This is a genomic window from Nostoc sp. UHCC 0870 (genome assembly GCF_022063185.1).
In the GTDB taxonomy this organism is placed as follows: domain Bacteria; phylum Cyanobacteriota; class Cyanobacteriia; order Cyanobacteriales; family Nostocaceae; genus Trichormus.
In genome coordinates, this window is sequence record NZ_CP091913.1 from 3021683 (window position 1) to 3037842 (window position 16160).

Sequence of the window (16160 nt, forward strand, 5' to 3'; positions counted from 1 at the left end):
AAAATTTCCTGATTTATCTGATTCTAGGAATAAAATAAACTCCTGCTTGTTTCGTTAATAGTTATGAGGTTTTTTTCCTCCCCAAGTCCCTACCCCCTATTCCCTTCACCAAAGTCCTCGTGCCGTGGAAGCCCCTACATTCATGTATAGGAGTAAGGCGCAGGCGAATTTATTCGCTGTCAAGATAGTTTTAAACTCCATACGAATATCCATCCTTTTTGTGAATTGCTGAACAATATTTGTGACTGATGCCAGAAATTCTTCCAATCTTGGTAGCAATATCAAAACTACCTGTGGCACGACACAAAACACGCCCTAGATATTCGCCAACTTTTTTACCATTAGTGACCACAGCTTTCACAATATCTCCAGTGCTAAAACCATAATGAATCTGTTTATTTGTACGGTGGCGATTCGGAAACCCAAACTTATCCGTACCAGCCATCTGTCTAGTACCATGACCATTAGCAGTGATTAACAAAGGCTTGACACCTTTAATTCTGAGAATTGGAGTTAATTCGCCAACACAAGCGGCATCTAACCAATGAATTTTAGGCAAGTTTTGATTATTGCGATTGAACTTTGTTAAACCTCCTGAACCTATTTCTATAGGTAAATCAGTTTCTTTTAATGTGTTCAACAATGCGAATCTGGTTGTGTTTACTGCTGCTGCATCTGCCAATGGTTTTTCAGCTTTGTTCAATATTTTCTGCAACTTGCTAGGGTCTTTTTTTAGAAACTCTTTGATATCCCTAGTCCCTTTTTTTGTGTTGCATTTCTCGCAACTTAATGTGAGATTTGTAATCGAATTACTACCTCCTTTGGCTTTAGGGTGAATGTGTTCTATCTGAAAAGGAACTTTTTTAGCACCACAGTAAGCGCATTGTCTACCCCATTTTTCTAATAGATATTCTCTGGTTTCGTAACCAGCTAATGTTCCTTGTTGATATTCCTTGCCTTTAATTTCAGGATTACGCATCAACTGCATATCAAAGCGTACTAGTTCCTGACTGATATTTGCAATTGGTGCAAATTTGCGTAATCTCTCAACCCAAGTTTTGATGTTTTCAACACGACTTTGTAAACTTGGTGCTAACCATCCTTTTGAACGGGTTCTGTTAAGAAATTTTGGTTTTCTGTAACGAGTTTTGCGATTTCTTCTGCCACGTCTTAATTGTCTTCTAGAGGTTAAAGAATCTCTGATTGCAAAACCTCTATGCTTTAATTCAGCCGCAAAAACTACTTCGCCAGTAGTATCATTAACCAATGCAATCCCTGTGGTTTTAGCACCAGGGTCTAACTTAATTCTTAGACTAGATACGGGCGCATCTGGTCTAGCATCCTTCAGAATTATTGTCAAAGGAAAACGCCGAAATATTGCTGCTTTCTGGTTTTTCAATAATTGTCTAGCTTGTGCAGGATGAATTGGATTTAATGTTTTTTTGTTGGTATCAATAACTAAAACTTTGGACATAAAGTCCCTCCTTGCGGGTAATGTTAGCTTCGCCAATGTTAGCGGTCGGTACTATCCAAACTGCACTGACTTAACCCTTGTACATCTGTTTAACAGTTTGGTTCTAGAGCAAGGAACTAGCTACGCATTCCTTGGTAGGTCTTTAACTCTTGCCGCTAACGTAGTCAGTTAAGACTTTGGCTGGTCAGATGGGCTTTTTCAAGCCCCCGGCTAAAGCCGTGGGGTTTCTGACTTAGACCATGCAGGATGAGCAAATAGAGAAGCAATTACACGCACTCCCCGCAATTGATTTGATAGGGGTAAATGACCTTTAGGCGCACTCATTTCCCAGGTGAATTCGTTAGGGTATCTTGTCCATTTATTACCACTTTTCCAGCCGATTTTTGTCCAGAGATTGTCCCAATTCTTGCCCAAACTTAACCAAATTTCTCGTTGTACTGAAAAACCAAATTTACCTTCAGAGTGAACTATCCACAGATTATTGATAGTGTGTAAATCGACCGTGGGGAAATTATCGACATCAGTAAAATACAGCCATTTTCTCTGTACTGCCGTAGTTCCTGCCACCTCACACATTTTTTGAATAGTCATGAGATCAGCTGCTTGAAAGTCTTGGACAGCTAGTAATTGTTGCAAAGAATTATAATTAACCCCTGCCTCTGATTTTAGAGGTACAATTCCTTCAGGAAAATAATTTTGCAGAAATTCTTGGGCTTGGGGTGCATCAGAGTTGTAGAGGAATTGATAGGCTTTGCCTTCAACCCAAGTAACTGGGCGATCGCGACGTTGCAATAAAAACTCTGACAACACATTTAATCCCTCATTACCCAAAGCAGCTAATTGTGGGATGATCTGTTGTTGGACTTGCATAGACCCAGCGATTAACTTTTGTCGGAGGGAGTCGATTTCGTTAGCAGTGCCTGATACAATCATTGGGTCTGTCATGCCATTACTCATGTTAGCGGTCAGTGGAAAAGCAATTGGCTATCTAGCTTGATCATAGATAAAGCAGTGATAGCGAAAAGTAGTTTACTATTTTTGATCGTACAAAATTGCGACACTTTCACTGAAACCTACACTTGAATCCCTAAATGCTGTACAAGGGAAATAGGGGGAATATCTGCTCATCAACAAGATAGGGGTGTAAGGGTGTAGGGGTTTAGGGGTGTAAGGGAAGACAGGAAAGAAGTTTTCCATAATGCCCAGTTCCCAATACCCAATGCCCAATATCCAATATCTACAGTAAAATTTGCAAGCCTACACAAGAAGAATCTTCTCTCTGGCGGCGTATCTTTGTGGAGTGTGTGAAGTATGTACGACAAGATTAACCCCCCTACAACTGGATCAAAAATCACCTTCAAAAATGGTGAACCTGTTGTACCAGACAATCCTATTATCCCTTTTATTCGGGGCGATGGCACGGGTATTGATATTTGGCCAGCTACGCAAAAGGTGCTAGATGCGGCGGTAGCTAAAGCGTATCAGGGTAAGCGTCAAATTAGTTGGTTTAAGGTTTACGCTGGTGATGAAGCCTGTGATTTATACGGTACTTATCAGTATTTACCTGAAGATACTCTGACGGCTATTAGAGAGTATGGTGTGGCAATTAAAGGGCCTTTGACTACTCCTGTGGGTGGTGGTATCCGGTCTTTGAATGTGGCACTCAGACAAATTTTTGACTTATATGCCTGTGTGCGTCCTTGCCGTTATTATGCGGGTACGCCATCACCTCACAAAAACCCCGAAAAACTGGACGTGATAGTCTATCGGGAAAACACAGAGGATATTTATTTGGGGATTGAGTGGAAGCAAGGTAGTGAAATAGGCGATCGCTTAATCTCTATCCTCAACAATGAACTCATCCCCGCCACCCCCGAACACGGGAAAAAGCGCATCCCCCTTGATGCTGGTATTGGGATTAAACCCATCAGCAAGACAGGTTCTCAACGCCTGGTAAGACGCGCTATCAAACACGCCTTAACATTACCTAAAAACAAGCAACAGGTAACTCTGGTGCATAAGGGTAACATCATGAAGTACACCGAAGGCGCGTTTCGTGATTGGGGTTACGAACTAGCAACTTCTGAGTTTCGTCAAGAATGCGTCACCGAACGGGAATCTTGGATTTTGAGCAACAAAGAGAAAAATCCCCATATTTCTCTAGAAGAAAACGCCCGTTTGATTGATCCTGGTTTTGATGGTCTTACCGAAGAGAAGAAAGCCCAAATTGTCAAGGAAGTGGAAACGGTTCTTAACTTAATTTGGGAAACCCACGGTAACGGTAAGTGGAAAGAGAAAATCATGGTCAATGACCGGATTGCTGACAGTATCTTTCAACAAATCCAAACCAGACCAGATGAGTATTCGATTCTGGCGACGATGAACTTAAACGGTGATTACTTGTCTGATGCTGCTGCTGCTATTGTCGGTGGCTTAGGAATGGGGCCTGGCGCAAATATTGGCGATGCTTGCGCCGTTTTTGAAGCTACCCACGGTACAGCACCCAAACACGCCGGCTTAGACAGAATTAACCCTGGTTCGGTGATTTTGTCTGGGGTGATGATGTTTGAGTTTATGGGTTGGCAAGAAGCCGCAGACCTAGTTAAGAAAGGTTTAGGGGATGCGATCGCTAATAGTCAAGTCACCTACGACTTAGCACGGTTAATCGAACCACCCGTAGAACCACTCAAATGTTCTGAATTTGCCGACGCAATTATCAAACATTTCGGTTAATTTTAGTTAATTATCGGGGCGGGATATCTCCGCCCCATAAATAATTTTACTGATAATAAATAGTGTATTTAATAATTTTATTAGATAATTAGTATCTTTAAATAATCAAATTTTCATGATTGAGACTCTATGCTATAAAGCTAGATTCTCTCTAATTTTATCGAAACTTAACCTGACTACTAAATCATTTCATACATTAAATGGGAATAATAACTATGTGATACTTCAGGGATGTAGTAATATGGCTAGCATTCAAATCGATATTCCCGGATACCAGATTAACGAAGAACTATATAAAGGTTCTAGAACTCTTGTTTATCGAGGTGTTAGGCTCAAGGACTCCTTACCTGTTGTGATTAAACTGCTGAAAAATCCTTACCCCACCTTCACGGAATTGGTGCAGTTTCGCAATCAGTACACTATTGCCAAAAATCTCCAGCTACCTGAAATTATTCAAACTTATAGCTTAGAAGCATATAGGAATAGTTATGCTTTAGTGATGGAAGACTTTGGAGGCGTATCTCTCAATAAATGGATAGAGAAGAACGAGAGAAACCTACCTCTGAATGATTTTTTGCAAGTAGCTATGTCTTTGTGTGACATATTAAATATTATCTACCATCATCGCATTATTCATAAAGATATAAAACCTGCGAATATTTTAATTAATCCAGAAACCAAACAAGTTAAATTAATTGATTTCAGTATTGCATCTCTACTCCCACGGGAAACTCAAAGTTTAATCAGTCCCAATGTTTTAGAAGGAACACTAGCTTATATTTCACCCGAACAAACTGGACGGATGAATCGGTGTATTGAATACCGTACAGATTTCTATTCTTTGGGTGTAACATTTTACGAATTACTGACAAGAGAATTACCATTTCAGTCAGAGGATGCAATGGAATTGGTACATTGTCAGATGGCAAAATCTGCACCATTGGTACATGAAAGTAATTCAGCAATTCCATTTGTACTATCAGAAATTATCAAAAAATTGATGGCGAAAAATGCAGAAGACCGCTATCAAAGTGCATTAGGTCTGAAGTATGATTTAGAAAATTGCTTGATACAACTGAAGGAAACAGGCAAAATTGAGAGTTTCCCAATTGCACAAAGAGATGTGTGCGATCGCTTTATTATTCCTGACAAACTTTATGGACGAGAAACCGAAGTAGAAACCCTACTCCAAGCATTTGAGCGCGTCAGTTTAGGTACAACCGAAATGATGCTGGTTACTGGTTTTTCAGGAATTGGGAAAACTGCGGTTGTCAATGAAGTTCATAAACCAATCATTAGACAACGCGGTTATTTTATTAAAGGTAAATATGACCAATTTAATCGCAATATCCCTTTTTCGGCATTTGTGCAAGCCTTTCGGGATTTAATGGGGCAATTATTAACAGAAAGTGATGCTCAAATCCAAGCATGGAAAAAGAAGATTTTAGCGGTTGTAGGTGAGAATGGCCAGGTAATTATTGAAGTCATTCCCGAATTGGAAAGAATTATTGGTCAACAAGCACCAGCAATAAAGCTATCAGGAACTGCGGCTCAAAACCGATTTAATTTGTTATTTCAGAAGTTTGTGGAGGTATTCACTACTAAAGAACATCCCTTAGTGATGTTTTTAGATGATTTGCAGTGGGCTGATTCGGCATCTCTAAAGTTGATAGAGTTACTGATGAGTGAATCAGCCGGGGGATATTTATTATTAATTGGTGCTTATCGAGATAATGAAGTTTCAGCTGCCCATCCTTTGATGTTCAGTTTGGAAGAAATTAGGAAAGCCCAAGCCACAATCAATACTATTACCCTTGCTCCCCTTAGTAACTCTAGTTTAAATCAACTGGTGGCAGATACACTGAGTTGCTCTACAGCAGTTGCACAAACATTAACAGAATTAGTTTATCAAAAAACTCACGGAAATCCATTTTTTAGCACGCAGTTTCTTAAGGCACTCCATGAAGATGGACTAATTAAATTTGATTGGAACGGTGGAAATTGGCAGTGCAATATTGTTGCAGTGAAGGAGTTATCGCTCTCTGATGATGTTGTTGAATTCATGGCATTGCAGTTACAGAAGTTGCCAGAGAAAACACAGAAGATTTTAAAATTTGCGGCGTGTATTGGTAATCAATTTGACTTAGGAACATTGGGGATTATCTGGGAAAAATCGGAAACTGAAACCGCTACAGTCCTATGGAAAGCATTACAAGAAGGACTGATTTTACCCCAGAGTGAAGTTTATAAATTTTATGTCGGGAGGGAAGTGCAGGATGGGGTGACAGGTTCACAAATTGTCACCTACAAATTCCTCCACGATCGCGTTCAGCAAGCAGCATACTCATTAATTCCCCAAGAGCAAAAGCAGTATACTCATGGCAAAATTGGTCAATTGTTGTTGCAAGGGTTATCTCAGCAGGAACAGGAGGAGAGGATTTTTGATATTGTCAACCAATTGAATATGGGAAAAAGTGTCATCACTACCAATGAGCAAAAACAACAACTGGCTGATCTGAATTTAAAAGCTGGACAAAAAGCTAAACTCTCAGCAGCCTATCAAGCGGCTCAGGATTATTGCACCATTGGGATGGCTCTATTATCCCCAGATGCTTGGCACGAAAACTATACACTCATGTACAGTTTGCATCGTGATGGTTCAGAAGCGGCTTATCTTTGTAGTAAATTTGACCAAGCTGAAGTCCTGTATGGGGAGACACTCAAATATGCTCAAACTCCCCTGGACAAAGCCATAATTTATCGCGTGCAGATGACCCAGTATCAGCTTCAGGGACGAAATGCTGAGGCGATCGCTATTCAACGTCAAAGTTTACAGCTGCTGGGGTGGACAATGCCCACAGAGCCGGAGATTATCCAAGCTAGCTTAGATGCAGAAATCGCCACAGTTCAGCAATTTATAGAGCAGCATACCATTGAGTCAATTCTCGCAGCCCCCAAAATGACAGATCCCAGCATTGCAGAAATACTGCGAATTTTACAAATTCTGTTCTATGCTGCATGGCTCGATGGTCAACCAACTTTAGCATTACTCGCACTCGCCAAGATGACCACGCTGTCATTACAGTATGGTAATAGCGATATGTCTCCCTTTGGTTATGTCGGCTATGGCTTAATTGCTAATGGTGTCCTCAAGGACTGCGCTACTGCTTATCAGTTTGGGGAAATAGCAGTACAGCTTTGTGAACAGTTTGACAATGCTGATGTGCGTGGTATGACTAATTTCCTCTTTGCTGCTGATGTGCATAGCTGGAATCGTCCCATTCGAGAGGCGGATACATACTATAACAACGCCTATAAATATGGGATGGAAGCTGGAAACTGGCTGACAGTAGGCTTTATGATGATGCAGAGTGGTTCTGATCGCCTGACTTATGGTAAAAACTTAGATGATTTGTATGCGATCGCTCAAAATCACGCAGCTTTTCTGGATCAGATCAAAAGCTTAGATAACCTGAATGCTTTAACAGTCGGAGTAATTCAACCAATACGCCAACTTTTGGGTTTAACCAAAACGCCGTTTACCTTTGATGATGACAGCTTTAGTGAAGCCCAGTATTTACAAAAATACGTCAATACTCCTTATCATTTGGCTTGGTTATATTCTGTCAAAATTCGCCATGCCTATTTATTTGATCATCAAGCTGCATACCCTGATTTAATCCCCCAACTAAGCATCATTGAAAATACAATTTCCAGTCATGCAAAAGTCCCTTCCAGCGTTTTTTATGTGGCATTAATGCACCTCGCTTTAGCTGAAGCGGCTTCCGAAGATTCTGAGCGTCAACACCATTTACAAGCACTCGTCCCCCTAGAAGAACGCTTGAATCTGTGGGCAAAAGCTTGTCCTGAAAATCTTCTGCACAAGTGTCTACTCATCCAAGCAGAAAAAGCCAGGTTAAACAAACAAAAAACCGCAGCTATTGAGCTTTATGATCAAGCAATTACTCAAGCTCAAGCAAATGAGTATGGCTACGAAGAAGGGTTAGCCAATGAACTGGCGGCTAAATTCTACCTTGACTGGGGCAAAGAAAAAGTTGCCGCAGGTTATATGCAGGAAGCATACTATTGCTATGCTCGTTGGGGTGCAAAAGCCAAAAACGATGATTTAGAACAACGTTATCCTCAACTGCTGCAACCCATCCTGCAACAACAAAAAGTTGGTTTCAATTCCCTAGAAACCATAGCTACTCTTGTCAGTACCTCAATTTCCTCATCTACTTCCACTTTTAGAACTAGTATTTCAGATGTACTAGATTTGACTTCATTCCTCAAAGCAGCTCAAGCGATTTCCAGTTCTCTCGAATTAGAGGCACTTATCGCCCACCTGACTCGTATTATCTTAGAAAACTCTGGCGCGGAAAAATCTGTAGTCATTCTTCCCCAAGATTATGAATGGCAAGTTCGCGCAATTACCGTTATCAATCACCAGTCAAATTCCCAAAGGGATGTGAAAACCATTCTTGATTCACAACTACTAGATACTTGTGAGGATATCCCTAAAAAAATCATCAATTACGTTAAGAATACCCGAAAAACTGTAATTATAGACAATTGCCAAACAGATATTCCCGGTGTAATTGGGGAATATATGCTGCAATATCAACCCCAAAGTGTATTATGTACACCGATTATTAACCAAGGGCATTTGTTAGGGATTATCTATTTAGAAAACAAATTAACAAGCGGGGTGTTTACTAACGAGAGACTACAAGTAATTAATTTACTGTCTTCCCAAGCTGCAATATCTCTAGAAAATTCTCAGCTTTACCAACAAGCGCAACAAGCATTACAAGATTTACAAGCAGCACAATTACAAATTGTGCAAAGTGAAAAAATGTCTGCACTGGGTAACTTAGTTGCTGGGGTAGCTCATGAAATGAATAATCCTTTGGGATTTATTTCTGCTACTCTCCAACAAGCTAAACCCAGCTTGGATGATATTTTTGAACATTTAAAACTATATCAAGAAAGCTTTCCTCATCCAGTTGCAACAATTATTAACCATGCCAAGGAAATTGACTTGGATTATAGCTTAGAAGACCTACCCAAGATGATTAACTCAATGACAATGGCGTGCGATCGCCTCTGCAACATCAGCACTAGTTTAAGAACTTTCTCCCGTATGGATAAAGATTACAAAGTGCCTTTTAATGTTCATGAAGGTATTGATAGCACAATTTTAATTCTCAAGCATCGCCTGAAAGCCAACGAACAACGTCCAGCCATTGAAGTAACTACAAACTATGGTGATTTATCTCTAGTGGAATGCTTCCCAGGCCAATTAAATCAGGTATTTATGAATATTCTGGCAAATGCCATTGATGCTTTAGAAGAAACAAATATTGGGCGGAGTTTTAGCGACATTCAAGCAAATCCCAACTGTATTAAAATTACAACATCAATGGAAAATCATCAAGCCAAGATTCAGATTGCTGATAATGGTAATGGGATGAGTGAAGCAATCAAACAAAATATTTTCGATCATTTATTTACTACTAAAGCTGTAGGTAAAGGGACAGGTTTAGGACTAGCGATCGCGCGTCAAATTGTTGAACAAACCCACGGTGGTAAATTGAATTGCAATTCTATGCTGGGTGAGGGTACAGAATTTGTAATTGAGATTCCAATCTATTAAAGTGGCTTTTGAGTAGGTACACCCAAAGCACGAGTAAAGTATGATGGCCTCTGACGAACCAGAGGTCATTGCCTAATCAAGCATCTTTTTTGCCCATGTTTGGGTGCGGTTTTTAGTTTTCATGCTCTTTTTGATGATTATTTGTGGGTTGATCAGTTTCTATGAGTTGTGAAATAAAGACATCTGGTTTTCTACTCACAACAGATATAACTCTATCCATCGCAATTACTTCACTGATTTTTACAACCATTTCCCACAGAGTATCTTCCTCTGTTTCTTTGTTATGAGTCCTATGTTGAAACCACAATAAATCATCCGAAACCCGAATGATTTTTGCAAAATACCATTTATCTCGTATCAGTATCCAAATTTCTTGATCTAAGTATGATTCTAGAATAGACTTCACAATATTTCAAATAATAAAAAATGATGTGCTAAATACTATTTGAGTATTCCATCCTAAAGCAACAGTAAACATACGATATATTAAAAATATTTTGATATATTTTATACTATGCTTATTAATTCAATATCACAAAAACAAAAAGCGTCCCCAGTGAAGAGGACGCTTTTTGTTTAATTAGCTAAAGCTTGAAGATTAACCGTTGATAGCAGGTGCGCTGATAGCAACAGGAGCAACTTCACCAGCAGCCAAGTCTAGGGGGAAGTTGTGAGCGTTACGCTCGTGCATTACTTCCATACCCAGGTTAGCGCGGTTGATTACATCAGCCCAGGTAGCGATAACGCGACCTTGGGAGTCGATGATGGATTGGTTGAAGTTGAAACCGTTCAAGTTGAACGCCATTGTGCTGATACCCAAGGCGGTGAACCAGATGCCTACTACTGGCCATGCAGCCAAGAAGAAGTGCAAGGAACGGCTGTTGTTGAATGAAGCGTATTGGAAAATCAAGCGACCGAAGTAACCGTGTGCTGCAACAATGTTGTAGGTTTCTTCTTCTTGTCCGAATTTGTAACCGTAGTTTTGTGATTCGGTTTCGGTGGTTTCACGCACCAAGGAGGAAGTTACTAGAGAACCGTGCATTGCGGAGAACAATGAACCGCCGAATACACCAGCTACACCCAACATATGGAAGGGGTGCATCAAGATGTTGTGTTCTGCTTGGAACACGATCATGAAGTTGAATGTACCGGAGATACCCAAGGGCATACCATCGGAGAATGAACCTTGACCGATTGGGTAGATCAAGAATACTGCGGTTGCAGATGCCAAAGGTGCAGAGTATGCTACGCAGATCCAGGGGCGCATTCCTAAGCGGTAGGATAGTTCCCACTGACGACCTAGGTAACAAGCACATCCGATCAAGAAGTGGAAAATTACCAATTGGTAAGGACCACCGTTGTACAACCACTCATCTAAGGAAGCTGCTTCCCAGATTGGGTAGAAGTGTAAGCCAATGGCGTTGGAGGAAGGAACAACTGCACCAGAGATGATGTTGTTTCCGTAGATTAATGAACCTGCTACTGGTTCACGGATGCCATCGATGTCTACTGGAGGTGCAGCGATGAAGGCAATGATGAAACAGGTGGTTGCGGCTAGCAAGGTGGGGATCATCAATACGCCGAACCAACCGATATAAATCCGGTTTTCGGTGCTGGTGATCCACTCGCAGAACCGCTCCCATACATTCGCGCTTTGACGCTGTTGTAAGGTTGTGGTCATTTTTTTATGATTGCTTTGGTTTTTATGATTGAGGTAAGTATTTTTCCCTACCTGTTTACTACCTTAGACGGAAGATGGAGTTTTGTAAAGGTAATTTAATTAAATATTACTTATTGAAATTATTTGCTTTACTTATCAATCCCGTCAGTGGACGGGATTAATTAGTTTAAATCAACCAGGAGGCCATGCCATTTGCCTTCCGCCTAGGATGTGCAGATGTAGGTGGTAAACGGTTTGACCGCCATCATTACCAGTATTGATAACGACACGATAGCCGTCTGTTAGTCCCACTTCTTCAGCCACACGCTTGGCAGTTAACAAAAGATGCCCTAAGAGCGCATGATCTTCAGGTGTAGCATCAGCTAATTTGGGAATCGGTTTTTTAGGAATCAGCAGAATGTGTACAGGTGCTTGGGGATTAACATCTTTGAAGGCCAGGGCTAAGTCATCTTCATAAACGATGTTGGCGGGGATTTCCCGACGGATGATTTTGCTGAAAATTGTCTCTGTGGTTTCACTCATGCGTTTCTAATTATTCATCTGCTAGAGATTCTAAAGGTTTACTGTTTATAGAAGAAATATTTAACCAATGCTTGCTAGAGTCTGGAGTGCGTCAATTGTCGGCATCGATGCTGTGAAAGTCGGCGTAGAAGTGGATGTTTCAGGGGGTTTACCAGGAATTGTGATTTTGGGGCTACCAGATTCAGCAGTTCAGGAATCGAAGGAGAGAGTCAAAGCCACTTTGAAAAATGCCGGGTTTGCGTTTCCGATGCGAAAAATTGTGATTAACTTAACGCCAGCCGATTTACGCAAGGAAGGCCCCTGTTTTGATTTGCCTATTAGTGTGGGTATTTTGGCGGCTTCTGAGCAAGTTAGCGCGGATTTGTTGGGAGATTATATTTTTTTGGGCGAAGTGTCATTAGATGGCAGCCTGCGTCCGGTGGCTGGTGTTTTACCGATCGCAGCTACGGCTCAGAAAATGGGAATTGCAGGTTTAGTTGTGCCTGCTGATAATGCTCAAGAAGCATCGGTGGTACAAGGGTTAGATGTGTATGGCTGTAAGAATATCTCTGAGGTAGTTGATTTATTGAATCATCCAGGGAAGTACAAACCTGTAAAGTTAGATGAATCAAAAGAGTCACCACAGATAGCTCATGCTGTTGCAGATTTAAAGGATGTGAAAGGACAGGCTCATGCTCGTCGGGCTTTAGAAATTGCGGCGGCTGGGGGGCATAATTTAATTTTTGTGGGGCCGCCGGGGAGTGGCAAAACGATGTTAGCACGACGCTTACCGGGGATATTGCCCCCATTAAGCTTTGCGGAGGCTTTAGAAGTGACTCGGATTCACTCTGTTGCTGGGTTATTAAAGAATCGTGGCTCATTAGTACGCGATCGCCCTTTTCGTAGTCCCCACCACTCAGCATCAGGGCCATCTTTAGTTGGTGGTGGCGGGTTTCCGCGTCCTGGGGAAATTTCCTTATCTCATCGGGGTATCTTGTTTTTGGATGAATTGACAGAATTTAAACGAGATGTCTTAGAATTTCTCCGTCAGCCTTTAGAAGATGGTTTTGTGACGATTTCCCGCACCAGACAATCAGTTACATTTCCCGCACAATTTACTTTAGTCGCCAGTACAAATCCCTGTCCTTGTGGTTACTATGGCGATACTATTCAGCAATGTACCTGCTCACCAAGACAACGAGAACATTATTGGGCAAAACTTTCTGGCCCCTTGATGGATCGGATTGATTTACAAGTGGCGGTGAATCGCTTGAAACCAGAAGAAATTACCCAACAACCGACAGGAGAAGGTTCGATGTCTGTACTGGCTAGGGTAAAACAAGCACGCGATCGCGCCACTATTCGTTTCCAAGAAGAATCAAATCTGCGGTGCAATGCCCAAATGCAAAGCCGACACCTCCAGAAATGGTGCAAACTAGATGATGCTAGCCGGAATTTATTAGAAGCCGCAATTAAAAAATTAGGTTTATCAGCTAGGGCTAGCGATCGCATTCTCAAAGTCGCCCGCACAATCGCAGATTTAGCGGGCGATGAAGAACTCAAAGCTAATCATGTGGCTGAAGCCATCCAATACCGCACTATAGATAGAATGCAGTAGGAAGGTGACAGGTGACAGGTGACAGGTGACAGGTGACAGGTGACAGGTGATAGGTGATAGGTGACAGGTGATAGGTGACAGGTGACAGGTGACAGAGGAGCAGAGGAGAGGAAATCCCCAATGCCCAACTCATTACTCAGCACTCAGTACTCATTACTCATTACTCATTACTCATTACTCATTACTCATTACTCATTACTCAGCACTCAGCACTCATTACTCTTTGGGTTTGTATATCGAAGCAACGTGTAGTTCTTTTAACTGCTTGACATCTACGCCAGAAGGTGCATCTGTTAGCAAACAACGAGCTTGTTGTGTCTTCGGAAAAGCAATAACATCCCGAATAGATTCTTCCCCAGCAAGTAACATCACCAACCGATCTAAACCATAGGCGATGCCACCATGCGGCGGTGTACCATATTCAAAGGCTTCCAAGAGAAACCCAAATTTATTTTGTGCTTCTTCGGGAGACAAACCAATGGCTTCAAACACCTGTTCTTGAATGTCTCGTTGATAAATCCGCCGACTACCACCGCCAACTTCAAAGCCGTTGAATACTAAATCATAAGCTTGGGCGCGGGCGGTTTTTAAGTCATGCAAATCTTCGGGATGGGGGGCTGTAAATGGGTGGTGTAATGCTTCGAGGCGTTTTTCGTTTGCATTCCACTCAAACATCGGGAAATCTACAATCCACAGGAAGTTAATTTTTTCGGGATCGATTAAGTTAAATTCCTTGGCGACAACTTGACGTAATCTATCTAAGGTTTTATTGACAGTAGGTGCATCACCTGCACCAAACAATAATAAATGTCCTGGTTTTGCACCTGTACGCTGTAAGATTTCCTGTTTTTGCTCTTCTGAGAGGTTGTCTTTGATTGCGCCAATGGTGTCAATTTCGCCGTTGTCTCTCACCCGGATGTAAGCTAAACCTTTAGCACCGGCTTCGCTGGCTTCTTTGAATAAATCTCCACCTGGTTTGATGCGGACATTAGAAATTTGGTCGTTACCGTTGGGGATGGGGAGAATTTTGACGATACCACCATTGGCTACAGCATCCCGAAAGACTTTAAAACCGGAGTCTTTCATCACATCGGAAACGTTGACTAATTCCAAACCGTAGCGGGTATCTGGTTTATCACTACCGTAACGTTCCATTGCGTCAGCGTAGGTGAGACGGGGGAAGGGTGTATGTAATTCAATCCCTTTAACGATTTTGAAGATATAACTAACTAACTTTTCGTTAAGTTCGATAATTTCTTCTTGGGACATGAAACTCATTTCCATGTCCAACTGGGTAAATTCTGGTTGTCTGTCGGCGCGTAAGTCTTCATCGCGGAAGCAACGGGCAATTTGATAGTATCTATCCATTCCCGATACCATCAATATTTGTTTAAATAATTGTGGTGATTGGGGTAAGGCGAACCATTCACCTTCATTAACGCGACTAGGTAGAATATAGTCTCTTGCGCCTTCTGGGGTAGAACGGGTGAGGATGGGGGTTTCAACTTCAATAAAACCCTCTATATCTTCCAAGTAGCGGCGCATGGCTTTAACGACTTGATGACGTAGCTGCATATTCCGCGCCATGCGATCGCGTCTTAAATCCAAGTAACGATATTTTAACCGCAAATCTTCCCGCACGTTTTCGGTGTCGGCACTGGAAACTTGGAACGGTAACTGTTTTCGTACACCGTTTAGCAGTGCGATTTTATCAGCGTAAATTTCCACTTCGCCTGTAGGGATGCGGGTATTCAGGGATTCTTCGGGACGTTGTGTGACTCTTCCTGTAATTTCCACAACGTATTCGTTACGTAGAGAGTTAGCCTGTTCGTAGGAATCTGGGGTGCGTTGCGGATCGCTGACAATCTGGACAGTGCCAGAGCGATCGCGTAAATCTAAGAATATCACGCCCCCATGATCGCGGCGACGGTCTACCCATCCATACAAGGTAACAGTTGCTCCAATATGCTCTTTTCGGAGTTCGCCGCAATAGTGAGTTCGCATAGTTATTAATCTGTTCTTCCGGGCTAGATTGGCTGGTGAATGACAAAGCTTTCCCATTATCTAGCATCAATCGTATCTAATTGAAGAACAGTTAGCATAATCTCATATAACTAGATTCTAAAACTTAAAGACACTGTAAGGATATTTCTACAATAGTTCTCTCAATTCCTCACGGGTTAATTAGCAGTCACGTAGTATCTGAGCTAACAAACCAGAACCCATTGTTTCACCAGGATGCACCAATAAACTCTAGTGCTTGAGTGTGTTCTTGTTCAACTTCTAAGCAAAGTTCAATAGCTTCTTTAATACGCTCCATCAGTTCGTCTAAAGATTTAGCTTGGGTGTGACATCCAGCTAGAGTAGGTACGGAAGCAACAAAGTAACCATCAGAGTCCCGTTCTATGACCACGTTAAATTCTCTTGTCATATTGAAATCTTTGCTTAATCGGGTAATGTAATTTTAGCTAGCTTTTCACGTAGGGTGCGTGACGCT

The 16160-nt window shown here is 41.6% G+C and carries 10 protein-coding genes; 3 read left to right on the top strand and 7 right to left on the bottom strand.

The features are described 5' to 3' along the window. Positions 1 to 190: 190 nt before the first annotated feature. Complete coding sequence (gene iscB, locus L6494_RS13095; protein ID WP_237995541.1) at positions 191 to 1474, bottom strand: RNA-guided endonuclease IscB; 1284 nt, start codon at positions 1472 to 1474, stop codon at positions 191 to 193. Between the two features lie 210 nt (positions 1475 to 1684). Next, positions 1685 to 2419: a GUN4 domain-containing protein gene (locus L6494_RS13100; RefSeq protein WP_237995543.1), complete on the bottom strand. Its 735-nt coding sequence runs from the start codon at positions 2417 to 2419 to the stop codon at positions 1685 to 1687. Between the two features lie 366 nt (positions 2420 to 2785). Here L6494_RS13100 and L6494_RS13105 point away from each other — a divergent pair, with 366 nt between their 5' ends. Continuing rightward, complete coding sequence (locus L6494_RS13105) at positions 2786 to 4207, top strand: NADP-dependent isocitrate dehydrogenase (RefSeq protein ID WP_237995545.1); 1422 nt, start codon at positions 2786 to 2788, stop codon at positions 4205 to 4207. Between the two features lie 241 nt (positions 4208 to 4448). Continuing rightward, positions 4449 to 9863: a trifunctional serine/threonine-protein kinase/ATP-binding protein/sensor histidine kinase gene (locus L6494_RS13110; protein WP_237995547.1), complete on the top strand. Its 5415-nt coding sequence runs from the start codon at positions 4449 to 4451 to the stop codon at positions 9861 to 9863. Between the two features lie 112 nt (positions 9864 to 9975). On the opposite strand, the gene L6494_RS13115 is transcribed toward L6494_RS13110, so the two are convergent. From L6494_RS13115 to L6494_RS13125, 3 genes are all read right to left on the bottom strand, one after another. Beyond that, positions 9976 to 10269: a DUF6679 family protein gene (locus L6494_RS13115; RefSeq protein ID WP_237995549.1), complete on the bottom strand. Its 294-nt coding sequence runs from the start codon at positions 10267 to 10269 to the stop codon at positions 9976 to 9978. Positions 10270 to 10461: 192 nt separating this feature from the next. Then, positions 10462 to 11544, bottom strand: a complete 1083-nt coding sequence (gene psbA / locus L6494_RS13120) for a photosystem II q(b) protein (RefSeq protein WP_237990876.1) — start codon at positions 11542 to 11544, stop codon at positions 10462 to 10464. Between the two features lie 171 nt (positions 11545 to 11715). Further along, complete coding sequence (locus L6494_RS13125; protein ID WP_237995551.1) at positions 11716 to 12066, bottom strand: histidine triad nucleotide-binding protein; 351 nt, start codon at positions 12064 to 12066, stop codon at positions 11716 to 11718. Positions 12067 to 12133: 67 nt separating this feature from the next. On the opposite strand from L6494_RS13125, the gene L6494_RS13130 reads away from it, so the two are divergent. Beyond that, on the top strand, positions 12134 to 13663 hold the full coding sequence (locus tag L6494_RS13130; protein WP_237995554.1) for a YifB family Mg chelatase-like AAA ATPase: 1530 nt from the start codon (positions 12134 to 12136) through the stop codon (positions 13661 to 13663). Positions 13664 to 13879: 216 nt separating this feature from the next. Here L6494_RS13130 and aspS read toward each other — a convergent pair whose 3' ends face one another. After that, positions 13880 to 15667 carry an aspartate--tRNA ligase gene (gene aspS / locus L6494_RS13135; RefSeq protein ID WP_237995556.1) on the bottom strand — a complete coding sequence of 596 codons (1788 nt, stop codon included), beginning with the start codon at positions 15665 to 15667 and terminating at the stop codon, positions 13880 to 13882. 226 nt (positions 15668 to 15893) lie between these two features. After that, positions 15894 to 16094: a type II toxin-antitoxin system HicB family antitoxin gene (locus L6494_RS13140; protein WP_237995558.1), complete on the bottom strand. Its 201-nt coding sequence runs from the start codon at positions 16092 to 16094 to the stop codon at positions 15894 to 15896. Positions 16095 to 16160: the final 66 nt, after the last annotated feature.

Bases quoted from the DNA above. Each gene is read 5' to 3' on its own strand.
- iscB (WP_237995541.1), bottom strand. From the start codon at position 1,474: ATGTCCAAAGTTTTAGTTATTGATACCAACAAAAAAACATTAAATCCA.
- L6494_RS13100 (WP_237995543.1), bottom strand. From the start codon at position 2,419: ATGACAGACCCAATGATTGTATCAGGCACTGCTAACGAAATCGACTCC.
- L6494_RS13105 (WP_237995545.1), top strand. From the start codon at position 2,786: ATGTACGACAAGATTAACCCCCCTACAACTGGATCAAAAATCACCTTC.
- L6494_RS13110 (WP_237995547.1), top strand. From the start codon at position 4,449: ATGGCTAGCATTCAAATCGATATTCCCGGATACCAGATTAACGAAGAA.
- psbA (WP_237990876.1), bottom strand. From the start codon at position 11,544: ATGACCACAACCTTACAACAGCGTCAAAGCGCGAATGTATGGGAGCGG.
- L6494_RS13125 (WP_237995551.1), bottom strand. From the start codon at position 12,066: ATGAGTGAAACCACAGAGACAATTTTCAGCAAAATCATCCGTCGGGAA.
- L6494_RS13130 (WP_237995554.1), top strand. From the start codon at position 12,134: ATGCTTGCTAGAGTCTGGAGTGCGTCAATTGTCGGCATCGATGCTGTG.
- aspS (WP_237995556.1), bottom strand. From the start codon at position 15,667: ATGCGAACTCACTATTGCGGCGAACTCCGAAAAGAGCATATTGGAGCA.
- L6494_RS13140 (WP_237995558.1), bottom strand. From the start codon at position 16,094: ATGACAAGAGAATTTAACGTGGTCATAGAACGGGACTCTGATGGTTAC.